This is a genomic window from Umezawaea tangerina, from assembly GCF_003002815.1.
Taxonomy (GTDB): domain Bacteria; phylum Actinomycetota; class Actinomycetes; order Mycobacteriales; family Pseudonocardiaceae; genus Umezawaea; species Umezawaea tangerina.
This window is the reverse complement of sequence record NZ_PVTF01000012.1, coordinates 311,314-334,415: the sequence shown is the minus strand read 5'-3', so window position 1 is coordinate 334,415 and position 23,102 is coordinate 311,314. Positions and strand designations below refer to the sequence as shown.

20 protein-coding genes and 1 tRNA gene are annotated in these 23,102 nt (G+C 72.5%); 7 read left to right on the top strand and 14 right to left on the bottom strand.

The window, feature by feature from the left end; translation table 11 throughout:
- Nucleotides 1-24: 24 nt before the first annotated feature.
- A tRNA-His gene (locus CLV43_RS35480) sits at nucleotides 25-100 on the bottom strand.
- A 64-nt stretch (nucleotides 101-164) separates the two neighbouring features.
- The gene (gene orn / locus CLV43_RS35475; RefSeq protein WP_106192953.1) at nucleotides 165-776 is read right to left on the bottom strand and encodes an oligoribonuclease; all 612 of its coding nucleotides are present in this window, start codon (nucleotides 774-776) and stop codon (nucleotides 165-167) included.
- A gap of 84 nt (nucleotides 777-860) precedes the next feature.
- Here orn and CLV43_RS35470 point away from each other — a divergent pair, with 84 nt between their 5' ends.
- A complete protein-coding gene (locus tag CLV43_RS35470) occupies nucleotides 861-2,390 on the top strand; it encodes a helicase HerA-like domain-containing protein (protein WP_106192951.1) in 1,530 nt (509 codons plus the stop codon).
- On the opposite strand, the gene CLV43_RS35465 is transcribed toward CLV43_RS35470, so the two are convergent.
- Complete coding sequence (locus CLV43_RS35465) at nucleotides 2,322-3,689, bottom strand: MFS transporter (protein WP_106192949.1); 1,368 nt, start codon at nucleotides 3,687-3,689, stop codon at nucleotides 2,322-2,324. The genes CLV43_RS35470 and CLV43_RS35465 overlap by 69 nt on opposite strands.
- A gap of 19 nt (nucleotides 3,690-3,708) precedes the next feature.
- On the opposite strand from CLV43_RS35465, the gene CLV43_RS35460 reads away from it, so the two are divergent.
- Nucleotides 3,709-4,674: a GlxA family transcriptional regulator gene (locus tag CLV43_RS35460; protein ID WP_245887194.1), complete on the top strand. Its 966-nt coding sequence runs from the start codon at nucleotides 3,709-3,711 to the stop codon at nucleotides 4,672-4,674.
- 2 nt (nucleotides 4,675-4,676) lie between these two features.
- On the opposite strand, the gene CLV43_RS35455 is transcribed toward CLV43_RS35460, so the two are convergent.
- The 9 genes from CLV43_RS35455 to CLV43_RS49675 all read right to left on the bottom strand — a co-directional run bounded on the left by CLV43_RS35455 (nucleotide 4,677) and on the right by CLV43_RS49675 (nucleotide 13,430).
- Entirely contained in the window at nucleotides 4,677-5,270 is a 594-nt protein-coding gene (locus tag CLV43_RS35455; RefSeq protein ID WP_146175025.1) for a hypothetical protein, read from the bottom strand.
- 126 nt (nucleotides 5,271-5,396) lie between these two features.
- Nucleotides 5,397-6,902, bottom strand: coding sequence for a PH domain-containing protein (locus CLV43_RS35450; protein ID WP_106193061.1), 1,506 nt, complete (start codon nucleotides 6,900-6,902; stop codon nucleotides 5,397-5,399).
- A gap of 17 nt (nucleotides 6,903-6,919) precedes the next feature.
- Complete coding sequence (locus CLV43_RS35445; protein ID WP_211304704.1) at nucleotides 6,920-7,450, bottom strand: PH domain-containing protein; 531 nt, start codon at nucleotides 7,448-7,450, stop codon at nucleotides 6,920-6,922.
- A gap of 24 nt (nucleotides 7,451-7,474) precedes the next feature.
- Nucleotides 7,475-7,624 carry a hypothetical protein gene (locus CLV43_RS48115; protein ID WP_170156156.1) on the bottom strand — a complete coding sequence of 50 codons (150 nt, stop codon included), beginning with the start codon at nucleotides 7,622-7,624 and terminating at the stop codon, nucleotides 7,475-7,477.
- Between the two features lie 390 nt (nucleotides 7,625-8,014).
- The gene (locus CLV43_RS49680; RefSeq protein WP_245887193.1) at nucleotides 8,015-9,265 is read right to left on the bottom strand and encodes a helix-turn-helix domain-containing protein; all 1,251 of its coding nucleotides are present in this window, start codon (nucleotides 9,263-9,265) and stop codon (nucleotides 8,015-8,017) included.
- 35 nt (nucleotides 9,266-9,300) lie between these two features.
- The gene (locus tag CLV43_RS35435; protein ID WP_211304710.1) at nucleotides 9,301-10,788 is read right to left on the bottom strand and encodes an AMP-binding protein; all 1,488 of its coding nucleotides are present in this window, start codon (nucleotides 10,786-10,788) and stop codon (nucleotides 9,301-9,303) included.
- Nucleotides 10,789-10,838: 50 nt separating this feature from the next.
- Complete coding sequence (locus CLV43_RS35430) at nucleotides 10,839-12,683, bottom strand: SDR family oxidoreductase (protein ID WP_106192940.1); 1,845 nt, start codon at nucleotides 12,681-12,683, stop codon at nucleotides 10,839-10,841.
- Nucleotides 12,684-12,735: 52 nt separating this feature from the next.
- Nucleotides 12,736-13,230, bottom strand: coding sequence for a GNAT family N-acetyltransferase (locus CLV43_RS35425; RefSeq protein ID WP_106192938.1), 495 nt, complete (start codon nucleotides 13,228-13,230; stop codon nucleotides 12,736-12,738).
- Nucleotides 13,227-13,430: a hypothetical protein gene (locus tag CLV43_RS49675; RefSeq protein ID WP_106192937.1), complete on the bottom strand. Its 204-nt coding sequence runs from the start codon at nucleotides 13,428-13,430 to the stop codon at nucleotides 13,227-13,229. Before CLV43_RS49675 ends, CLV43_RS35425 begins: the two co-directional genes overlap by 4 nt.
- Nucleotides 13,431-13,907: 477 nt before the next feature.
- Here CLV43_RS49675 and CLV43_RS35415 point away from each other — a divergent pair, with 477 nt between their 5' ends.
- The 4 genes from CLV43_RS35415 to CLV43_RS35400 all read left to right on the top strand — a co-directional run bounded on the left by CLV43_RS35415 (nucleotide 13,908) and on the right by CLV43_RS35400 (nucleotide 19,513).
- Complete coding sequence (locus tag CLV43_RS35415) at nucleotides 13,908-14,933, top strand: tetratricopeptide repeat protein (RefSeq protein ID WP_106192935.1); 1,026 nt, start codon at nucleotides 13,908-13,910, stop codon at nucleotides 14,931-14,933.
- A 661-nt stretch (nucleotides 14,934-15,594) separates the two neighbouring features.
- The gene (locus CLV43_RS35410) at nucleotides 15,595-15,900 is read left to right on the top strand and encodes a hypothetical protein (protein ID WP_106192934.1); all 306 of its coding nucleotides are present in this window, start codon (nucleotides 15,595-15,597) and stop codon (nucleotides 15,898-15,900) included.
- A gap of 45 nt (nucleotides 15,901-15,945) precedes the next feature.
- Nucleotides 15,946-18,234 (top strand): protein translocase subunit SecD, encoded by a 2,289-nt coding sequence (secD, locus tag CLV43_RS35405; protein WP_106192933.1) that lies wholly within the window; start codon nucleotides 15,946-15,948, stop codon nucleotides 18,232-18,234.
- 91 nt (nucleotides 18,235-18,325) lie between these two features.
- On the top strand, nucleotides 18,326-19,513 hold the full coding sequence (locus CLV43_RS35400; protein ID WP_106192931.1) for a cation:proton antiporter: 1,188 nt from the start codon (nucleotides 18,326-18,328) through the stop codon (nucleotides 19,511-19,513).
- A gap of 46 nt (nucleotides 19,514-19,559) precedes the next feature.
- On the opposite strand, the gene CLV43_RS35395 is transcribed toward CLV43_RS35400, so the two are convergent.
- Nucleotides 19,560-21,083 carry a glycosyltransferase family 39 protein gene (locus CLV43_RS35395; protein ID WP_146175023.1) on the bottom strand — a complete coding sequence of 508 codons (1,524 nt, stop codon included), beginning with the start codon at nucleotides 21,081-21,083 and terminating at the stop codon, nucleotides 19,560-19,562.
- A gap of 112 nt (nucleotides 21,084-21,195) precedes the next feature.
- Here CLV43_RS35395 and CLV43_RS35390 point away from each other — a divergent pair, with 112 nt between their 5' ends.
- Nucleotides 21,196-22,356: a lactate 2-monooxygenase gene (locus CLV43_RS35390; RefSeq protein WP_106192928.1), complete on the top strand. Its 1,161-nt coding sequence runs from the start codon at nucleotides 21,196-21,198 to the stop codon at nucleotides 22,354-22,356.
- Nucleotides 22,357-22,386: 30 nt separating this feature from the next.
- On the opposite strand, the gene CLV43_RS35385 is transcribed toward CLV43_RS35390, so the two are convergent.
- Nucleotides 22,387-23,067, bottom strand: coding sequence for a helix-turn-helix transcriptional regulator (locus tag CLV43_RS35385; RefSeq protein WP_106192926.1), 681 nt, complete (start codon nucleotides 23,065-23,067; stop codon nucleotides 22,387-22,389).
- Nucleotides 23,068-23,102: the final 35 nt, after the last annotated feature.

The window sequence follows — 23,102 nt, the reverse complement described above, 5'->3', positions numbered from 1 at the left end:
CTGGTGGGTCAGGGGGCGTTCGCTTGGGGTGAGTGACGGGACTTGAACCCGCGACACCTGGGATCACAACCCAGTGCTCTGCCAGCTGAGCTACACCCACCAAGACCGTTTGACCGGCGGGAAGAAGCATAGCGTGCCGACCGGTCAGGGCTGAAATCGGGTGGTCAGCCCAGTCCGTCCGCGCGAAGCAGCTCGGCCGCCACGGCCTGGGCCTGCTCCGAGTTCGGGCCGGGAGGGGCGACGAACGCGGTGCGCCGGTAGTAGGCCAGCTCGCGGATGGACTCGCGGATGTCGGCGAGCGCCCGGTGCGCGAGGCCCTTCTCCGGCTGCGCGTAGTAGATGCGCGGGTACCAGCGCCTGCACAGCTCCTTGATCGACGACACGTCGATCATCCGGTAGTGCAGGTGGTCGTCGAGCGCGGGCATGTCGCGGGCGATGAAGCCGCGGTCCGTCGCGATCGAGTTGCCCGCCAGTGGTGCGGTGCGCGGGTCCGGCACCCACTCCTTGATGTAGGCGAGGACCAGCGCCTCGGCCTCCTCGATGGTGACCGCCGACCGGCGGACCTCCTCGGTCAGGCCGGACTTCGCGTGCATCTCGACGACCACTTCGGGCATCCCGGCGAGCGCCTGCTCGTCCGCGTGGATCACCACGTCGACGCCGTCGCCGAGCACGTTCAGGTCCGCGTCGGTGACCAGCGCGGCGATCTCGATCAAGGCGTCCTTGCCGAGCTCGAGGCCGGTCATCTCACAGTCGATCCACACCAGACGATCCATCACCCGCGAGAGCCTAGTCGCTCATGACCTTGGGCGACGGTCACGCTTCGGGTGGCGCGTCCCGCGGATGTGCCCGACCCTGGGCGGATGACGGAGCAGCAGTCCGCGGCGGCCGTGATCGCGGCCGGGTACGCCTCCGAGGGCGCGGCGGTCGAACTCGGCTCGGTCCTCGTCGACGGCGTCGTCGAGCCGACCGCGCACGTCCGGCTGCCGCTGGCGACGATGAACCGGCACGGCCTCGTCGCGGGTGCCACGGGCACCGGCAAGACGAAGACCCTCCAGCTGATGGCCGAGCAGCTGTCCGCGGCCGGGGTGCCGGTCGTGATGGCGGACGTGAAGGGCGACCTCTCGGGACTGTCGCGAGCGGGCTCGACGAGCGACCGGATCACCGGTCGTGCCACCGACACCGGTGACGACTGGCGGCCGGAGGAGTGTCCGGTCCGGTTCCTGTCGCTCGGCACCGGCGGCGCGGGCGTCCCGGTGCGCGCGACGATCACCGGCTTCGGCCCGATCCTGCTGTCGAAGGTGTTGGGGCTCAACGACACCCAGGAGTCGACGCTCGGGCTGATCTTCCACTGGGCCGACACCCGAGGCCTGCCGCTGCTGGACACCAAGGACCTCCGCTCGGTGATCACGCACCTCACGAGCGACGAGGGCAAGGACGACCTCAAGGGCATCGGCGGCGTGTCGTCCGCGACCGCCGGGGTGATCCTGCGGTCGTTGGTGAACCTGGAGGCGCAGGGCGGCGACACGTTCTTCGGCGAGCCCGAGCTGGACCCGGCGGACCTGATGCGCCAGGTCGACGGCAGGGGCGTGATCACGCTGCTGGAGCTGGCCGAGCTCCAGTCCAGGCCCGCGCTGTTCTCCACGTTCCTCATGTGGCTGCTGGCCGAGCTGTTCCAGGAGCTGCCCGAGGAGGGCGACCTGGACAAGCCGAAGCTGGTGTTCTTCTTCGACGAGGCGCACCTGCTGTTCGCCGACGCGTCGAAGGCGTTCCTGGAGCAGATCACCCGGACCGTGAAGCTCATCCGCTCCAAGGGCGTCGGCGTCTTCTTCTGCACGCAGCTGCCCACCGACATCCCGAACGACGTCCTGTCGCAGCTCGGCGCCCGCGTGCAGCACGCGTTGCGCGCGTTCACCCCGGACGACCAGAAAGCCTTGTCCCGCACGGTGAGGACGTACCCGACGTCGAAGGACTACGACCTGGAGAAGGCGCTCACCTCGTTGGGCACCGGCGAGGCGATCGTGACCGTGCTCAGCGAGAAGGGCGCGCCCACCCCGGTCGCGTGGACCAGGCTGCGCGCGCCCCGTTCGCTCATGGACACCATCGGGCAGGACGCCATCCGGCAGGCCGCGGCGTCCTCGGATCTGCACGGCAAGTACGCCGAGACGATCGACCGCGAGTCGGCCTACGAGAAGCTGTCCGCGCGGGTCGTTCCGCCGTCGGGGGAGTCGGAGGAGAAGGACGGGGAGAGGACGGCCGAGCGCCACGAGCCCGGTGTGGTGGAGAAGGTCCTCGGCAGCTCCGCGGTGAAGTCGTTCCTCCGCTCAGCGGCCAGTGCCCTCGGGCGCGAGATCACCCGCGGGCTCTTCGGCACGGCCCGCAAGCGCCGGTGACCGCTTGACCCTCAACGACAGCACCGCCGCCCCGATGCTCAGCCCGCCCGCCACGAAGAACGTCAGCGCGTAGTCGCCGAAGTGGTCGCGGGCCAGTCCCGCCGCCGTGGCCGCGATGGCCGCGCCGATCTGGTGCGACGCGAACACCCAGCCGAACACGACCGGTCCCGACTCGCCGAAGATCTCCCGGCACAGCGCGACGGTCGGCGGCACGGTCGCGACCCAGTCCAGGCCGTAGAAGATGATGAACACCAGCATGCTCGGGTGCACGGAGGCGGCGAACAGCTGCGTCAGCAGCAGGAGCGACACGCCGCGCAGGAAGTAGTACGCCGCCAGCAGGACGCGCGAGTCGACCCGGTCGGTCAGCCAGCCGGAGAAGATCGTGCCGACGATGTCGAACAGGCCGACCAGCGCGAGCAGCCCGGCGGCCGTGGTGGACGGCATGCCGTGGTCGTGCGCTGCTGGGATGAAGTGCGTGCCCACGAGCCCGTTGGTGGTCATCCCGCAGATCGCGAAGCCGCCCGCCAGGTACCAGAACGACCTCGTGCGCGCGGCCGTGCGCAGGGTGTCGACCGCGTTGCGCGCGGCGCTCCCGGCCTGCCGCGGGGGAGCGGGCACGATCTCGGTGCCGCCGTAGAGCGGGAGGCCCAGGTCGGCTGGGTGCTCCTTGAGCAGGAAGTACGCCAGCGGCACGACCAGCAGCGCCGCACCGGCGATGACCAGCGACGAGTACCGCCAGCCCGACGACTCGGCGAGCCCGGCGATGACCGGCAGGAACACCAGCTGACCGGTCGCGCCGCCCGCCGTGAGCACGCCCGTCACCAGTCCGCGGTGCTTGACGAACCAGCGGCCGGTGATGGTCGCGACGAACGCGAGCGCCATCGACCCGGTGCCCAGGCCGACCAGGACGCCCCACAGCAGGACGAGCTGCCAGCTCGCCGTCATGAACACCGTCAGCCCGCTGCCGCACGCGACCAGCAGCAGCGCCAGGCTGACCACCCGGCGGACGCCGAAGCGCGTCATCAACGCGGCCGCGAACGGCGCGGTGAGCCCGTAGAGCAGCAGGTTCACCGAGACGGCGAACGAGATCGTGGCGCGTGACCAGCCGAACTCCCGCTGCAACGGCTCGATCAGCGCCCCCGGTGCCGACCGGAACCCGGCCGCGCCGATCAGCGCGATGAACGACACGGCGGCGACTACCCATGCCCAGTGGAGTGTGCGGACCTTCCGGCCCTCGATCTGCGTCACCGGCAGAGCATCCGCCAGCCGGTCGTCCGCCACCAGTGGCCGGAAGGCCATCATGTGCAAGAATCGGGCCATGAGACGGCACGAGGTGGCGGTGCTCGCACTCGACCAGGTCACCGGCTTCGACCTGGGCACGCCCACCCAGGTCCTGGGAACCGCCCGCGACGAGCGGGAACGGCCGTACTACCGGGTCCGCGTCTGCACGCCCGGCAACCTGCCGGTGCGCAGCTCGGCCGGGTACTCCGTGCAGGGCGACCACGGCCTCGAGCTGCTGGCCGAGGTCGACACGATCATCGTGTCCGGCCAGTACCGGGCCGACGTCCTGCACCGCGACCCGCTCTCCGACGACGTCCTGCGCGCCCTGGTCGCCGCCGCGCCCACCACCCGGATCGTGTCGATCTGCACCGGCGCGTTCGTGCTCGCCGCGGCGGGGCTCCTGGACGGCCGCCGCGCCACCACGCACTGGTGGTACGCCGACGCGTTCCGGGAGATGTTCCCGCACGTCGACCTCGACCCGGACGTGCTGTTCGTCGACGAGGGCGACGTCCTCACCTCGGCGGGCGTCGGCGCGGGCATCGACCTCTGCCTGCACCTGGTGCGCAAGGACTTCGGCACCGAGGCCGCCAACCGCACCGCCCGCCGCTGCGTGGTCCCGCCCTGGCGGTCCGGCGGCCAGTCGCAGTACGTCGAACGCCCGGTCCCGCCGGTCGAGACCACCTCGACCGCCCCCGCCCGCGAATGGGCGCTGGGCAGGCTCGACGAGGCCTTGGACCTGCGCACGCTGGCCGAGCACGTCCGGATGAGCGTCCGCACCTTCACCCGCCGCTTCCGCGAGGAGACCGGCCTCAGCCCCGGCAAGTGGCTCACCCAGCAGCGCGTCGAACGCGCCCGCCACCTGCTGGAGTCCACCGACCTGCCGGTCGACGAGGTCGCCCGGCGCTCCGGCTTCGGCACGGGCGCCGCGCTGCGCCAGCAGATGAGCGCCGCGCTCGGCGTCGCCCCCAGCGTCTACCGCAACACCTTCCGCGCCAGCGCCTAGACCTAGACCTCCACGCCCTGCTCCAGGCAGGCCTGCCGGAGGCTCCAGCGGGGCGGCGGCTCGCACGTGACCGCGAAACGCAGGCGCGCGCCCGAGTGGTGGGCGTGCGAGAGGCGGCACCGGATCGTGCCGCGCCCGCCCGCCGAGGCGAACGCCCGGTGCGCCGAGGCGAGGACGCCGTCGCGCAGGTCGGTCAGCCGGGACCACGGGGCGAACGCCTCGCAGGTCTCGGTGCCGCGTTCCGCCCGCGGGTCGTCCTGCTGCCTGCCCGCCGCGACCCCGCCGTGCCGCCGCACGAGCCTGCCCACCCGCGACCGCTGCCTCCTGACCTGCCACCGCGATCCCTCGAACCCGATGGACGCCCGGCACACCCGGTCGGCCCGGTAGCCGTAGACGCGCCCGAGGTAGGCCGCGAGCCGTTCGGGTGGCATGTCGGCGGTCGGGTGGAAGGCCGTCTCGGCCGGGTCGCGGAGCACCAACGACGGCAGGGTCGCCTCGGACGTGGCGATCGCGGCCAGCGCCGCGACGCCGCTCGTCCAGTCCGGGAAGTAGTAGCCGAGCACGAGCGGTGGTCGCGAGAAAGCGCTTACCCGCATGGCCACTTCTCCCGTCCGTCGCCCCGCACGGCAACGTTTTCACGGTGGAGCAGCAGATCGTACGGTCAGCCCGCCGACCGGAATCCCAAGTGAGACGCGGCTAGGGGTGTGCTCGGGGTCACGACCTCACTCGGGGACGACGAGGAACGGGCGCAGCAGGTCCGGCACGGCCTCGTCGGCCAGCAGCAGTCCGGTCCGCGCGTCCACGTCGATCACGTGGTACACCCCGTCACCGGCCGCCGTGGTCGCCGACACCGTCGCCAACCCGGCCCTGCGCTGGAAGAACGACTGCGAGATCCGCCACCCGATGATCCCGCTCCGTTGCAGCGCCACCGTCTCCCGCACCGCGGATCCGCTGCGCGCCACCAGGTACCGGTCGGTGAGCGCGTGCCCCAGCGCCCGGTAGCGGTCCCACCCCATCAGTGCCGCGAACGGCACCAGCGCGAGCGCGGCCTGCCACGTCCACGACGGCGCGACCAGCGCGAGCACACCCGCCAGCACCAGCACCGGCAGCACCGCCCGGACGACCCGCCGCCGCAGCGCCACCAGCGGGTGCCGCAGCAACCCGGTCCTGGTGGGCGACTTCTCGATGAGCAGCACCTCGCTCGCCACCCGGTGGGCCTCGGCGATCGGCGCGGGCGGCAGGAGCAGGCTGCTCTCGCCCTTGGTGCCGAGCCCAGTGGCGACCGCGGTCGCCCGCGCGCCCCGACCGAGCCGCAGCAGCAGCGGTTCCTGCACCTCGACACCGCGCAGCCGGTCCTCGTCCACCGACACCGAGCGGGTGGTCAGCAGGCCGCGCCGCACCCGCAGCGTGCCGTCGTCCTCCCTGGTGAGCCGGTAGCCCCAGAACTGCACGACGTACACCAGCAGCGACGCGACCACGGCCAGCACCAGCACGACGCCCAGCAGGACCGCGATGGTGAGCGCGATCGGCGCGTCCATCACCCGGTCGACCACGGCGTGCAGACCGCCGAACGCCGACGGGCGCAGGTCGAACTCCTGCGCGTAGTTCATCAGCACGCCGAACGTGCCGCCGACCGCGACCAGTCCGGACAGCGTCAGCGGCGCGAAGCGCAGCCACCGCGGGTCGAACGCGGCCAGCGGCGTGCTCACCGGCGCCGCGGGGGCGTCGCCGTTCGCGACGGCCGCCGCGGTCCGCGCCGGTGCCCGGTCGAGCAGCAGCTGGCGCAGCCGTTCCGCCTCCTGCGAGGACACGGCGTCCAGCGTGACGCCGCCGTTCTCGCCCGCCTTCTCGTGCTGCCCCGTGCCGACCCGGATCGCGGACAGCCCGAACAGCCGGTGGCCGAGCTTGGCGGTGAGGTCGACGGTCCGGATGCGGTCCCTCGGCACCGCCAACCGCTTGCGCACCAGCAGTCCGGTGTGCAGCTCGACCTGGTCGTCGGTGATCCGGTAGCGGGTCGTGAACCAGCTCAGCAGGCCGAACAGCACCACGAGCACGATCACGCCGCCGCTCATGGCGATCCGCCAGACGTCGCCGCCGCCGAGCACGACCAGTCCGACGAGCACCGGGATGAGACCCAGGAGCTCGTTGAGCGGTCGGACGATCAGCATCCGCAGGTCCAGCCGGTGCCAGTCGAGGACGGGTGGTTCCTCGACGAGCTCGGGCGCCATCGGCAGTTCCGGTGGGGTCACGTCGCGTCACCGGGGGTGGCGTCGGTCGTGGTGGTCAGCTCGTCGGCCAACCGCACCGCGGCCTCGTGGTCGAGACCCTCGATGTGCACGGGGCCCGCCGCCGACGCGGTCGTCACGGTCACCGTGGACAGCCCGAGGAGTTGTTGCAGCGGCCCGCGCTTGGTGTCCACGGTCTGGATCCGCGAGACCGGCGCGATCCGCCACTCCTGGCTCAGCCAGCCGGTCAGCGTGTACACCGCGATCGGGGTGGACTCCCAGCGGTGCACCCGGAAGCGCCAGCGCGGCATCACCAGCGTGTGCGCGACCGCCAGGACGCCGGTCGTCACGGCCGCGGCCAGCTGCCACGTCGGCGGCGAGTCGACGAACAGCAGGACGACGAGCTGCGGCAGCAGCACGACCGTCCACCCGATCACGGCGTGCAGGGTCCACAACGTGATCGACTTCCGGCTTACCTGGTGCCTCGGCGCCCGCAGCCGCACCTGCTCAGTGGTCACCCCGACACTCTGCCTCAAGACCGGGCCGCCCATCGGCCCGGTCCGCGACACGAGGGGTCAGCCCGCTTGGTAGGGCGGGGTGAAGGGACCGGACGGGTCGGTGGTGACCGGGGTCGTGTCGGCGACGGCGATGCCGCCGGCGACACCGGTGACGCTGAGGCACAACACCACCGCGACCATGACCCGGCGGATCGAGTTCACAACCATCTTCGTGCTCCGTTCGATTGGCGGCGGACTTGAACGAACGCGAGGGGGCGGGCGCGGCTTCCGGGGTGCCGTCGCGCGGCAGCACCCCGACCCGGTCGCGGGGCGGCGCCACCGCGGCGGCCGTCGACGTGGCACGGGGCGTGCGACGCGGGTGCTGCCCCTCCGCCGCCCGCCCGTCCGCGTTCCCGCATGGCCGTACCGCCGATCCGCTCACCGGACGCGTCGCGCACACGTCCAAGCGGAGCATGACACATCGCGGTCACCCGTTTCATCACCCAGTTATGCCGCACTTCGGTGGGCATTCGACCCAACACCGCTGGTCCGGCGGTCGAGGCAAGCCGCTGTCCGGGTAACGACGTGCGGAAGTCGATCAAGACTTGTCGTTTCCGGTCATCCCACTGGTTGGCGCGGCGCTCCGACGGCTTCGGGGTCGAGGTCGATCCACCACACGACGGCACCCGCGCGGTCGTGCACGCCGAGGGTCCGGTAGATCCGCTGGAGGTGGTTCTGGACGGTCTTCGGCGACAGGGCGAGCCGGTCCGCGATGGTGTTCGTGCCCGCGCCCGAGACCAGCAGCTGCAACACCTCGATGCCGCGCTTGGTGAGTCCGGCGCGCAACGCCCGCGCGATCCGGCTGTCCGTCCGCTCGGCCGTCACGTGGCCGGGGCGCACCGGTTCCCGGCCCGCCGGGCCGAAGCTGAGCCGGGCGAGCCCCGCGGTCAGGTCGTGCTCGCGCATCCGCAGCAGGTCGACGCCGTCCTGCCGGTCCCGCAACCGGTGCTGCTCCAACTGGGCGCGCGCGTGCCGCAGCGCGGGCCCGAGCTGGCCCGCCCGTTCGTAGGCCGCGCTCAGCTCCCCGTGCGCCCGCACGGCCACTTCGCGTGCCCGGCAGCCCGCGGCGATCTCGGCCGCCCGGCCCAGCCGCGCGACCTGCTCGCCGACGCGGTCGCGGGCACCGCTCACCCTGGCCTGCGCCAGCAGCAGCTCGGCCTGGGCGACCGGGCGGTCCTGCCCGGCCAGCAGCTCCTCGGCGCGGCGGCACGAGCGCCGGGCCCGTTCGACCTCGCCCAGGTCCAGCCGCACGTGGGCGAGCAGCACCGTGACGCGGGCCTGCCGGACCACGTCGTCGAGCTGCCGCCACCGGTCGCGGACCTGCGCGCACAACGCCTCCGCGCGCCGCAGGTCCCGTTCGCCCGAACCCGCCCCGCGCAGGACCTTGGCCTGTTCGAACAGGATCGAGCCGATCAGCTCCGGGTCACCGCTGAGCTCGGCCGGGCCGAGCGCGCGGGCCAGCGAGCGCAGCGACCGTTCGGGGGAGTCCAGCCGCAGCTCCACGACCGCGCGCGAGTACCCGCACCACGACTGGAGCCGCACCCGCCGGTTCGCCACGGCGATCCGCCGCACCTGGTCGATGGTGTCGAGCGCTCCGGACAGCAGCCCGCGGCCGCCCAACGCGACGGACTGGGCCAGCAGGCACTCCGCGGCGCCCTCGGCGTCCTCCAGCCAGGAGTAGGCGGCAAGCGCTTTCTCCGCGAACTCCAAAGCGTCGCCCGCGCGGTCCTCGTCCAGGGCGATGCGGGCCTCCCGGAGACCGGCTCCCGGATCGGCGGCGTGCTCGGTGCGAGGCAGGGGAATCGTCATGCGTCCGCCCTTGGAACATTCGTCTTCCGTCGCCCTCAGCCAGAATACGGAGGCAGATCACCTTTCAGCACCTTGCCCGTGGCATTGCGCGGCAACGAGTCCAGGAACACGACGTCGCGGGGGACCGAGAACCGCGCCAGGTGCGCCTTCACGTGCCCGCGCACGGCGTCCTCGTCCAGCGCCCCCGGTTCGGCGCACACCACGTAGGCGGCGAGCCGTTGGCCGTACTCGTCGTCCGGCACGCCGACCACGGCGACCTCGCGCACGTCCGGCATCCCGGCCAGCAGCGACTCGACCTCGGCGGGGTAGACGTTCTCGCCGCCGGAGACGATCATCTCGTCGTCGCGGCCCGCGATGAACAGCAGACCGGTCTCGTCGCGGTAGCCCACGTCCCCGGTGGACATCAGCCCGTCGCGGACCTCCTTGCCCGCGCCGTTGGTGTAGCCCTCGAACAGCATGTCGTTGGCGACGAAGATCCGGCCCGTCGCACCCGGCGCGACGGGATCGCCGTGCTCGTCCAGGATCGCGAGCCGGGTGCCGCGCGGCGGCAGGCCGACGGTCTCCGGCCTGCGGGCCAGCTCGTCGGGGGTGGCGATGGTCACCCAGGACACCTCGGTGGAGCCGTAGAGGTTGTAGAGCACCGGGCCGAACTCGCGCAGGCACCGCGTGGTGACCGGCGGCGGCAGCGCCGATCCGCTCGACGCGATCACCCGCAGGTCCGGCGCGTCCGGGTCGGCCAGCTCCAGCACCCGTTGCAGCATCACGGGAACCACGAACAGCGCGCCGCAGCGGTGGTCGCGCAGGTCGGCCAGCAGCACCGCCGGGTCGAACCTGCGGCGCAGCACCAGGGTCGCGCCGAGGACCAGGCCGATCTGGAACGCGGCCAGCCCCCAGGTGTGGAACAGCGGCGCGGGCACGGCGACGGTCTCGCCCTGCCGCAACGGGATCCGGGACAGCAGCGCCGCGGCGGGGGACAGGCCGCCGGGCTCCGGACGGCGGGCGCCCTTCGGCGCTCCGGTCGTGCCGGAGGTCAGCACGACCAGCCGACCCCGTGGCGGACGGCGCGGCAGCGGGGTGGCCGGTGCCGCCGCGATGACGTCGTCCAGCTCGGTGTCGGTGATCCGGTCGACGTCCGGCGGCAGGTCGGTGAACTCGGCGTCCGCCACCACGACAGACACCTCCTGCTCGCGCAGCACGGTGGCGAGCTGGGCGCGGCTCAGCCCGGTGTTGAGCAGCACGGCGTGCGCGCCGATCTTGACGCAGGCCACCATGGTCTCGACGAAACCGCGGTGGTTGCGGCAGAGCACCGCGACCTTGGCGCCGGGGCGCACGCCGCGGCCGACGAGCCCGTTGGCCAGCCGCGTGGTGCGCTCGTCGACCTCGGCGTAGCTGAGCACGCCGTCGTCGTCGACGATCGCCGGTCGGTCCGGGTGCCGGGCCGCACCCGTCGCGTAGCCCCACGCCACCGTGAGGTCCCAGCGCACGTACCCGGCGAGCACGCCCGCGAGCCGGTCCGGCCGCATCGGCCGCACGACACCCGCGCGCACCAGCGTGACGAGGTCGCGCACCGGGTTCACCGCAGCCCCCGCAGCACCAGCCGGGTGATGCCCGCCGCGACCGACGCGAGCGGTGGCGTCGAGTCCTCCGGGTACACCCGGAACGCCAGGTGCGCCACCACCCTCGTGGTCCTCGGCGCGACCCGCCGGGCCAGGTCGGCGACCACGCCGAACGGGAGGTTGACCTCCTCCGGCCGCTCGACCAGCGCCCGCACGACCAGCTCGGCGGCGCGTTCGGGCGTCAGCGCGGGCAGCCTGTCGTACGCCCTGGTCGGCCCGATCATCGGCGTGCGCACCAGCGGCATCCGCACCGACGTGAACGCGACCCCGTCGGCGACCACCTCGGCGGCGGCGACCCGGCTGACCGCGTCGAGCGCGGCCTTCGACCCGAGGTAGGCGGAGAACCGCGGGGTGCCGATCTGCACGCCCATCGTGGACACGTTGACCACGTGCCCGCTTCGGCGTTCGGTCATGTGCGGCAGCAGCCCGAGGACCAGCCGCATCGGCGCGAAGTAGTTCAGCGCCATGGTCCGCTCGTAGTCGTGCAGCCGGTCCACCGACCGCAGCACCGACCGGCGGATCGACTTGCCCGCGTTGTTCACCAGCACGTCCACGTCGTGCTCGGCGAGCACCTGCTTCACCAGCGCGTCCACCGCGTCGCCCTCGGTCAGGTCGCACGGGTACCAGTGCGCCGTGCCGCCCTCGGCGCGGATCTCCTCGGCGACTTGGGCTAGCTCGTCAGCCCGACGGGCGACCAGGAGGGGAACGGCTCCGCGGCGCGCTACCGCGAGCGCGGTCGCCCGGCCGATGCCCGACGACGCGCCGGTGATCAGCACGGTGCGGCCCGCGAGCCGCGGCCCCTTGGCGGCGCGGGCCGGGTCCAGGTGCTCGCCCCAGTACCTCCACAGCACGTCGGCGTAGGTGTCGAACGCGGGCGGCTCGAGCCCGGTGACCGCGCGGGTGGCGGTCGAGTCGAAGTCCGCGGCCACGGCCAGGTGGGGCAGCACCTGAGCTGGGACGCCCAGCTCGGCGAGCACGGCGGTGCCGACCGCGCCGGTCCTGGTGGGCGGTCGGACCGGCACGGTGACCGCGATCCGCGGCGCGTGCGCGGCCCGCGCCAGCGCGTTGTAGACCTCGACGAGCGGCTGCGGCCTCGGCGAGGTGAGGTGGAAGGTCCGGCCCGGCCCGACGTCGGCGTGGATCAGCCGGTCCAGCGCGGCGACCACGAAGTCGACCGGCACCAGGTTCGTCGCGCCGAGGTCCGGACCGGGGACGGGCAGCCACGACGGGGCGTGCGCGAGGGCCGCGAGCGCGGGGAAGAAGTAGTACGGGCCGTCGACCTTGTCCATCTCGCCGGTCCGCGAGTCGCCGACCACCGCTCCCGGCCGGTAGATCCGCCACGGCACGGCCTGCGCGCGGACGATCTCCTCCGCGGCGAACTTCGTGGCGTGGTAGGGCGAGGGCAGGTGCTGGCCGAGGTCGAGGTCGTCCTCGGTGAACGGGCCCCGGTGGTCACCGGCCACCGCGATCGTCGACACGTGGTGCAGCAGGCCCGCGCCGACCCGTGCGGCGAGCTCGACGACCGCGCGGGTGCCGTCCACGTTGGCCGCCGTGTGGTCTTCCAGCGACGCGGTGAGGTCGTAGAGCGCGGCGAGGTGCACGACGTGGTCGACGTGGCCGACCTCGACCGGGCCTGCCAGCTCGCCGACGACCTCGGTGAGCTTGGCGTGCCGGGGCAGCTTGCCCACCGAGTGCGGCCTGACCAGCGCGAACACCCGTTCGCACTCGGCGCGCGCGAGCAGCACCGCGATGAGCCGCCGTCCGAGGAAACCCGTCGCTCCGGTCACGAGGTAGGTGCTCACGGCACCGATACTCGCATTACCTACCCGCGAGTAGGAAGAGGTCGGGTGGATTTCACCCCCGCAGGGGCATCTCCAGGACCTGGCCCGGCCAGTCGCCCTCGACGGTGAACGTGGCGGTCGGCGTGAACCCGGCCGACACGTAGTACGCGACCAGCGCGCCACCGCCACCGGCGTAGCAGTCGACGCGCAGCCGGTCCACGTCGCGCGCGACCGCCTCGGCGCGCGCGTGCTCCAGCAGCAGCCTGCCCGAGCCGCGACCACGACGGCTGCCGACCAACGCGGTCACGTACACCTCCGGGCCGACCACGGGCGGCACGTACTCCGGCGCGGGCCCGATGGCCAGCGCCCCCACGGCGACGCCGTCCAGTTCAGCGATGTGCAGGTCGTCCGACCAGGACTGGAGCGCCTCGACGCGCGCTGGGCTCGTCGAGAAGGGTGCATCGCCCCACTGCCCGGTGCGGCCCCGGGACACCAGCCACCGGACGGCCTCGTCGAGCAGGCCGAGCACGGTGCCGAGGTCCGCCGGGCCGCCGGGTCGGACGATCACGCTTCCGGCGTGCCGGAGGCGTTGACCACCGCGTCGCGCAGCGCGGCGCGCAGTCGGCCGACCTCCAACGGGGTCAGCACGGCCGCCTCGCCCGGCGGCACGGTGACCACCACGTGGCCCTGGCTGACGAACACGGTCATGTCGCGTCTGCGGGATGCGATGTCGCGGCAGGTGATCTGCCATTCCTTGCCAGTGCTCACGGCCCCCAACCTCCAATAGCTCGTCACGGGTGCTCGGACCAATCCGTGCGCTCGCGGGGGTGAGACGCGGGTGGGTCGGTGCCGTGACGGGACCGGAACGAAAATGTTCTTGGTTCCCGGCAGGCGGCGGTGCCGAGCCGCATCAGCGTCGCATGAAGCTCTCACTCAGTCACCTGGATGGCGGAAAAATGGCCAAATCGCAACAGATTGTGACTGTTAAAGGAGACGGATCGGTCTAGAACTAGGCCATCCGGTCGCTGTGCGTTCGGACAAAAGGAGGTTTTCGGCTACCGTTCGAGACGCGTGACGATCATCGGATGACTGAGGGTAGTTGCACCGCGAATTACCCGTTCGGGTGGACATTGATCGGACCTCTGCTGAAACCTGGCGGATCGTGTGCCGATGCGTCTTGGCTGGATCACCTGATCGTGGTGGCGAAACGGCGCTGTCACACTGGTCGGCGATCCGGGAGGTGTGATGTCCGAGTCGATCACCGCCGTGCTGGTCCGCGCCGCCGAGTTCACCGCCTCCGGCAAACCCCGCCAGGCGATCGACCTGCTCCGGCCCGCGCTGGTGGCGAACCCGCTGCACGCCGAGGCCTGGTGCAGGCTCGCCGCCGCGCACCTCGACGCGGGCGAACCCGACCCCGCGCTCGACGCCGCCAAGCGCGCCCTCGTCCTCGACGGCGACCAGGCCTGGGCCCAGCGCCTCGCCGCGCTGTCCCTCAGCGAGCTCGGCAGGCAGTCCGAGGCCGTCGTCGCCGCCCGCGAGTCCGTCCGCCGCAAACCCACCGACTGGCGCTGCCAGGTCGTCCTGTCCGAGGTCCTCGCCGCCGACCCCACCACCCGCGCCGAGGCCGTCGACGTCGCCCACCACGCCACCCGCCTCGCTCCCACCGAGGCCCGCGCCTTCCAGGTCCTCGGCGACGCCGCCCTCCGCGCCCGGAACTGGGGCACCGCCGAACGCGCCTACCGCACCGCCCTCCGCCTCGACCCCACCGACGACGACATCCGCGCCAACCTCGCCACCGTCCGCCGCAAACGCGGCGGAGGCGCCGCCGGTGCCCCAACCGCCACGTCGGGCCCACTTCCCGAGGAAGTCCTCAACGCCGCCCACGCCATCGCCTGGCAAGTGGCCTCCCGCGTCGCCGCCCTCCTGGTCTCCGGCGGCCTACTACTCCTCTTCGCCGGCATGCCCCGCCCAACCCCACTACTCGGCTGGTTCTCGGGCTTGCTGGTCCTCGGCACCCTCGCACTAGTGGGCAGAACAGTCCTGTTCGCCCGCAAAACCCAACGCCTCGCGCTCTACCGAGTCACCCGCCACCGCCCCAAACTGGCCACCGTGACTGTGCTCTTCGCAGTCACACTGCTCCTGCTCACCGCCTGGACCACCGCCCTCTTCCTCGGCGCCACCACCATGCAACCACTCGTCTTCGCCTGGATCATCTCTCTGGTAGCCGGCAGCGTCGTAGTCCTGGTCGGCCAAGGCAAACCCCGCCGCTAACCAGCTTTGTCCGACGCGCAGCGAGGATGCCTTCCCTGTCCGATGGCGCAGCCGAGGATCCGTCGTCGGGCGCAGCCCGCCAGCGCGCATCCGGCGCGGAGCGCCTGGGGCCTTGTCGGCGCCAGCCGATGCCTTGTCGAGCGAAGCTCGATGCCCTGTCCAACGGCGCAGCCGAGGATGCCCTGTCGGGCGCAGCCCGATGCTGGCGCCAGCCAGACCTACCCTGCACCCCGATCCGAAGCCGCTCTGGGCTTGACGCAGCTTGTCAAGATGGCTTTATCGTCTTGACAAGGTGTGGCAAGCCTAGAACACTCGGCGAGCGGGGTGGAGGCTCCCTAAAACCCGCGGGCCCAACGCCACACAACCTCGCGGGGCCCCAGAACACACCCACCCAGAGGTCCCCCATCGCGCAAGACCCCCCGATTCACACACTACGACGGGGGTACGACATTTCCGGGAACCCAGCCACGCCACCCCGGCCCGCCAGACCCCAGCCCCGCCAGATCGGCCCACCAACTCACAACCCCCACCACCCACACCAAACCAGGCGTCCCCCACCCGTGAAGACCCCCTAACACACACCCTACGACCGAGGTACGACATTTCCAGGAACCCGACCCCCCACCCCCGGTCTGTAACCTGACCCCCGAGGGGAGGTCCCATGTCCAAGCGCGCGCTGCTGTCCATCCTGGCCTTGATCGCCGGTTTCCTAGTCGCCGCCGCTCCCCACTCCGACGCACCGGACCTCCACTCCTCCGCCGTCACCTCCCTCGTCCAGGCCGCCCACCTCCCCGGCGCCACGACGAGATCCGGGGTCGCCCACATCACCCCCGCGGACCTCGCTCCGCGCGTCCAACCGCCTCCACCCCTGCGCCCCCTCCTCGACGCGGCCCAACGAGTCCACCGCGCCCCGGAGACCACGAGCACGACGCCTCTGGGTGATCGCGCCCCACCTGCTTCCGCGTAGTCGAGCCGTCCCCCACACCGCTCCTGCCCGGAAGGTCCTCCTGTCATGCCGCGCACTTCCGCGCGGCGAGATCTGCTTGTCCGAGGGATCGTGTCCTTCGGTGTTCTCGCCGCGTCCGCTTTCCTGCTGCTCACCAGCCAACCCCAACTGGGTCTTGATCTCCGTGGTGGTACCCAGATCGTCCTGGAGACCAAGGACTCCCCGACCACCAAGGCCGATGGCGAAGCCACCGACCGCTCGCTCGAAGTGCTCCGCCGCAGGGTCGACGAACTCGGGGTGGCCGAGCCCGTGCTGGCTCGCTCGGGTGAACGCCGCATCCTCGTGGAACTTCCCGGCGTGCAAGATCCGGCGGAAGCCGTCGAAGTGCTCGGGCGGACCGCCCAGCTCACCGTGCACCCGGTCGTGGGCGCGGGCGACGAGGCGGCCGCCGACCAGGTCGCGTTGACGAGTCCCGAAGGCGTGCCCCTGCTGCTGGGGCCCGCCGCGATGACCGGTGAGGGGATCAAGGGCGCGCAGTCCTCGATCAGCCAACGAGGCGCGGGCAACGAGGTCTCCATCGAGTTCCGCGGCGACGCGCCGGGCACCTGGCAACGCCTGACCGCGGAGGCGGCCTGCTCGCCGATCGGCACCCCCACCCGGCAGATCGCCTTCGTGCTGGACAACAAGATCGTGTCCTCACCGCAGGTCGGCACGGACGTGGCCTGCCGCACCGGGATCATCGGTGGCAGCACCCAGATCACCGGCTCGTTCACCCAGGCGGAGGCGGCTGAGCTGGCGCTGGTGATCCGGTCGGGCGCCCTGCCGGTCCCGGTCGAGGTCATCGAGCAGCGCACGGTCGGCGCCACGCTCGGCGCGGAGGCCATCGAGGCCAGCGCGTGGGCGGCGATCATCGGCATCTCGCTGACCGGGATCTTCCTGATCGTCGTCTACCGGCTCGCCGGGCTGCTGGCCGTGGGCGCGCTCGTCGGGTACGCGGCCGTGGCGTACGCGGCGCTGCTGGCGATCGGGGCGACGCTCACGTTGCCGGGGCTGGCCGGGTTCGTGCTGGCGATCGGCATGGCGGTCGACGCGAACGTGCTGGTGTTCGAACGCGCCCGTGAGGAGTACGCGGCCAGGGGTGCCCGCGCTGGGCGGATGCTCAAGGCCGTCCAAGGCGGGTTCCGCGGCGCGCTCAGCGCGGTCGCCGACTCGAACATCACGACGCTGCTCGCCGCCGGACTCCTGTTCTGGCTGGCCACGGGGCCGGTCAAGGGCTTCGGGGTCACGCTGTCGATCGGTGTGCTGGCGTCCATGTTCAGCGCGCTGGTGCTCAGCCGCGTGCTGCTGGAACTGGTGCTGGGCAGCCGGTTCGTCGAACGCAGGCCCGCGCTGAGCGGCCTGCACACGCTCGGCCGCGTGCGCACCTGGCTGGTCGCGCGCGGCGGTGAGCTGTTCCGCCGACCCGGCCGCTGGCTGGTGGCCGCCGCGGTGCTCGCGGTGCTGTGCCTGTCCGGGGTGTTCCTGCGCGGCCTCGACCTCGGCGTCGAGTTCACCGGCGGTCGGATGCTCGACTACACCGCCGCGCAGACCGTCGACCCCGGCCGGGTGCGCACCGCGCTCGCCGACGCGGGCTTCGGCGACGCCGTCGTGGCGACCTCCGGCGAGAACGGCGTGTCCGTGCGCACCGGGCCGATCGACGACGCCGCTGCGGCGCGGGTCGGTGACGTCGTGTCCACGGCGACCGGCGGGGCGCAGCAGGTCAGCAACGAGCTGATCGGCCCCAGCCTCGGCTCGGAGCTGCGGCGCAACGCGGTGATCGCGCTAGCCATCGCGGTCGCCGCGCAGCTGGGCTACCTCGCCGTCCGGTTCGACTGGCGGCTCGGCGTGGCCACCGTGGTCGCGCTGGTGACCGACGTGGTGGTGCTCGTCGGCGTGTTCGGGTGGCTCGGCAAGACCGCCGACGGCGTGTTCCTGGCCGCGCTGCTGACCGTCATCGGGTACTCGGTGAACGACTCGGTGGTGGTGTTCGACCGGGTCCGCGAGCTGGCCAGGTCGCGGGGCAAGCAGTCCTACGCGGCCGTGGTCAGCTCCGCCGTCCTGCAGACCGTGCCCCGCACCGTGAACACCGGCATCGGCGTGCTGTTCGTGCTCGCCGCGCTGCTGGTGCTCGGCGACGGCTCGTTGGCGGACTTCGCGACCGCGCTGCTCGTCGGCCTCGTCGCGGGCACCGCGTCGACCGTGGTCACCGCCGCTCCCGTCGCCATCGCCCTGCAGTCGAAGTACCCCGGAACCCGCCGCCGCGCGCCCGTGCGCGCCAAGCCGCGTTCTCGCGCCGCCAACGGCGCAGTCGTCTAGCAAGCCGAACGCCCGCGTGCCCGCGCGCGGTGCCCCCACCGGGGCGCCGCGCGCGGCACGACCACGGGCACTCGACCCTGGAGGCCACCCCATGACCTCACACGCACTGCTCGCCGTCGGTGGCGCGTTCCTCGCCGCCGGCCTCATCGCCAGAGCGGGAGTCCGGATAGGACTCCCCACCATCCCGCTGTTCATGGTCGCCGGAATCCTGTTCGGCCCCAACACACCCGGCATCGCCCTGGTGGACGACCCGGCCGAGATGGGCGTGCTCTCCGCGCTCGGACTGGTGTTCCTGCTCTTCTACCTCGGCCTCGAGTTCTCGATGGACGACCTCGTCGCGGGCGGCCGCAAGCTCGTCGTGGCCGGGTTCGGCTACCTGCTGCTCAACATCGGCGGCGGGCTGGCGTTCGGGTTCGCGCTCGACTGGGGCACCCGCGAGGCGCTGGTGATCGCGGGCGCCATCGGCATCTCGTCCTCGGCGATCGTGACGAAGCTGCTGGTCGAGGCGAACCGCCTGCGCAGCCCCGAGTCCCGGCTGATCATGGGCATCATCGTGATCGAGGACGTGTTCCTCGCCCTCTACCTCGCGATGCTGCAACCGGTCCTCAGCGGTGCCAACAGCTTCGGGTACGCGCTGCTCGACTTCGGCAAGGCGTTCGCGTTCCTGGTGGTGCTGGCCGCGATCGCCCGCTGGGGCGGCCGCGTGGTCACCCGGCTGTTCGGCTCGGCCGACGACGAGCTGCTGGTGGTGTGCTTCGTCGGCGTCGCGGTCACCGGCGCGGCGGTCGCGCACGAGCTCGGCGTGTCCGACGCGATCGGCGCGTTCATGGTCGGCATGGTGCTCGGCGGGTCCAAGGTGGCGCCGCGGATCCACCGGCTCGTGCTGCCGCTGCGCGACGCGTTCGGAGCCCTGTTCTTCTTCATCTTCGGGCTCAGCATCGACCCGAGGTCGATCGGCACGGTCGTGCTGCCCGTCCTCGCGGCCGTCGCGCTGACGATCGCGCTGAACCTGGCCGCGGGCGCCTTCGCGGCCAGGCTGCACTCGTTCGACCGGCAGGAGGCGGTGAACATCGGCCTGACCGTCCTGACCAGGGGCGAGTTCTCGCTGGTGCTGGCCGCGATGGCGGTCGCCGCCGGGCTGGACGCGCGGGTGGCGCCGTTCGTTGCCGGGTACGTGCTGCTGCTGGCTGTGGTCGGACCGCTCGCCGTGCTGCGGTCGGAGAAGCTGGCCTGGCTGCTGCCGCGGCGGCTGTTCGGCCGCGTCCCGGTCCGCGTCTAGCGCCCCCGTCCGGCCGCGCCCCGTGCGGGTGCGGCCGGGCGGACGGCTAGGCGACCATCGTGCGCAGGCCGGGCCAGATCTTCGACCACGGCTCGACCTGACCCTCGCACAGGTAGACCGACAGGCCCTTGTTGAGCTGCGGGAACCCGATCGGCACCTCGATGTCGGCGACCTTGGTGACCGTGTCGAAGTGCCCGTCGAGCATCGTCCGGTCCGGCGCCACCAGCAGGGCGGACGTCGCCGAGTCCGGTGGCGCGCCGAAGTAGTAGTAGCCCCGGTTGGGGCTGTAGGGCGCGGGCAGGCCGAGGTCGGGGCCGAACGTGTCGAGCGCGCCCGCCTGCCAGTACACGCTGGTGACGATCGCGGTGTGCTCGGCCTGCTCGGGCGGCAGCTGGTGGTAGGCCAGCGCCACCGCGCCCGCCACCGTGGGCCAGCCGAGCCTGCCGGAGTTCAGCAGGTCGTCGTCCTTCACCCATGACTCCGGGTACCAGGGCAGCGCGACGAACACCGCGAGGAACGCCGACACCAGGAACACCGGCATGGTCGGGATCCAGCGGAACCACCTGCTCACCCCGGTGCGCTCCACCTCGACCGCGCCGAACGCCCACAGCACGCCGAACAGGCCCACCACGTGGTACATGCGCAGCCCGAGCGCGAACACCAGCGCGACCAGCAGGACCACCGCCCACCCGAGGAACCGGTACTCCCGCAGGCCCGGTGAGCGCAGCACCCGCCACAGCCCGAAGAACAGCAGCGCGCCGGCCGCGATCGGCAGGGAGTTCTGCAGCAGCGTGACCACGAACCCGACCCGGCCGCCCTCGAACCGCGCCACGTCCTGGCTGACCACCCCGACCATCTCCAGGCCGGGCCAGCCGCGGTTCGCCTGCCAGATCAACCCCGGCAGTCCGGTGACCAGCGGGATCGCCGCGCCGACCCACAGCAGCGGGCGGCGCAGCAGCTCACGCGGACCGGCGACCAGCACCCCGACCAGCACGACGACCCAGAGGACCGCGATGAGGTACTTGGCCTGGATGCCCACCGCGGTCACCGCACCGGCCCACAGCAGCACCTTGTCGTCGCGTCCGCGCACCCACCGCACCAGCAGCCAGGTGACGACCGTCCACAGCAGCGGGTCGACCGTCGAGGTGGCGAGCAGCGTGCCGCCGATCAGGAAGTTCGGCGAGACCGCGAACGCCCCCGCCGCGATCAGCTGCGCCCCCGGCCCACCGCCCAGCTCCCGCGCGATCAGCGCCGTCACGACGACACCGGCCATCATCATCAGCACCGACGGCAGCCGCAGCACCACCAGCGACCCGCCGCCCAGGTCGTTCATCACGTGCGCGAGCCACGGCACCAACGGCGGCTGGTCCGCGAAGTTCACGTCCGGCCGCGACCCGGCCCCGATGAAGTACAGCTCGTCACCGAAGTAGCCCAGCCTGCTGCTGAAGATCAGCATCACCGTGCCCATGAGGCTCGCGACCACGCTGATCGGCTGCCACGCCAACGCGGGCAGCGCGCTCGCGCGCTCCTCGTCGACCTCCGCCCCCACCCCACCACCAGACCCGTCCACCCGCCGAACCTAACGACGGACCGCGCGCCACCCGTACCCCTAACCGCCTGCTGAGCACCCCTAACACGCGGGCCGGCTGGACGAGCCAGGGATGCGGTAGCAGACTGCCGGGATGACCTTCGCCGGGTATCAGAACGAGATCTACCTCCAAGGGCTCGCGGGGCAGGTGCCGCCGTTCACGACGGAGCCCGGTGCGCTCGAGGAGTCGGCGCGGGCACGGCTCGGGCCGGGGCCGTTCTGGTACGTGGCGGGTGGGGCGGGGTCCGGGGCGACGGTGCGGGCGAACCGGGAGGCGTTCGACGAGTGGCGGATCGTGCCGCGGATGCTGACCGACGCCACGACGCGGCACCTCGGCACGACCGTCCTGGGCACCGAGATGCCAGCACCGGTGCTGCTGGCACCCGTTGGCGTGCAGTCGATCCTGCACCCGGACGGCGAGCTGGCCACGGCGCGCGCGGCGGCGGAGCTGGGAGTGCCGATGATCCTGTCGAACGCCTCCTCGCACGCGCTGGAGGACGTGGCCGAGGCGAGCGCGGAGGGGCCGCGCTGGTTCCAGCTGTACTGGCCCAACGACCCGGACGTGTGCGTGAGCACGCTGGAGAGGGCCAAGAAGGCCGGGTACACGGCGCTCGTGGTCACGCTGGACACGTGGACGCTGGCGTGGCGGCCGAACGACCTCGACCGCGCCTACCTGCCGTTCCTGCGCGCGGTCGGCACCGCGATCCCGTTCTCCGACCCGGCGTTCCGGGCGAGCCTGGAGAAGTCGCCGGAGGACGACCTGCCGATGGCGATCCTGCGCTGGGTGCAGCTCTACACTGGCACCGACAAGTCGTGGGACCAGGTGGCGTTCCTGCGCGAGCACTGGGACGGGCCGATCCTGCTCAAGGGCATCCAGCACCCCGACGACGCGCGCAAGGCCGTCGACGCGGGCGTGCAGGGCGTCGTGGTGTCGAACCACGGCGGCAGGCAGGTCGACGGCGCGATCGGCTCGCTGGAGGCGCTGCCCGAGATCGCGGACGCGGTCGGCGAGCAGGTCGACGTGCTGTTCGACTCCGGCGTCCGGACCGGCGCGGACATCGTGAAGGCGCTCGCGCTGGGCGCCAAGGCGGTGCTGGTCGGCAGGCCGTACGCCTACGGGCTCGCGCACGGCGGCGAGGTGGGCGTCCGGCACGTGCTGCGCGGCCTGCTGGCCGACTTCGACCTGACGCTGGGCCTGTCCGGCCACCGCAGCCCGGCCGAGCTCAACCGCGACGCGCTGCGCCCCCGCCGCTGACGTCCGGTCCCGCCAAGGCGACGCGGCTGCCTACGGACTGAGCAGGACGCCGAGCGGCACGCCCGCCAGGTCCTTCACCTCGCGCGAGAGGTGGGCCTGGTCGGCGTAGCCGGTGCGGTGGGCGATGTCGGCGAACGGCACCCCGGCCCACGCCAGCGCCATCGCCCGGTCGAACCGCAGCACGCGGGCCAGCACCTTCGGGCCGTAGCCGAACGCGGCCAGCGACCTCCGGTGCAGCTGCCGGGCGCCGATCCCGAGCCGGTCCGCGACCTCCGGCACGCTGTGCTCACGGACCGCCGCGACGACCGCGTCGACCGCCGGGTCCGGCGGGGTCTCGCGGAGCCTGGCGCGCGCCGCGTCCGCCAGCACGGCGCAGGGGTCCTCGGCGGTGCCGAGCGCCTCCAGCAGCCGTGGGGTGTCCGGCCACAGCTCCTCCAACGGCACCCGCAGGTCGCGCAGGACGTGCGCGGGAACGCCGAACGCGGACGGGCCGACACCGGGGGCGAACCGCACCGCGAACAGGGTGTCCGGCCGGGACTCGCCGACGTGGGCCGCGGTGTCCGGACCCGCCACGAACAGCGAGTTCGTGCCGCGCGACCAGATGATGTCCGTGCAGCCGTCCGGCACGACGCGGCCGACACCCGGTGCGGACGTCGTCTTCGTCCACACCAGACCGCGGCCGCCGAGCGCGGGCCGTTCGCGGTAGCGCACCCGTCCACGGTAGCGCTGGGGAGTGGCGGGCCGCG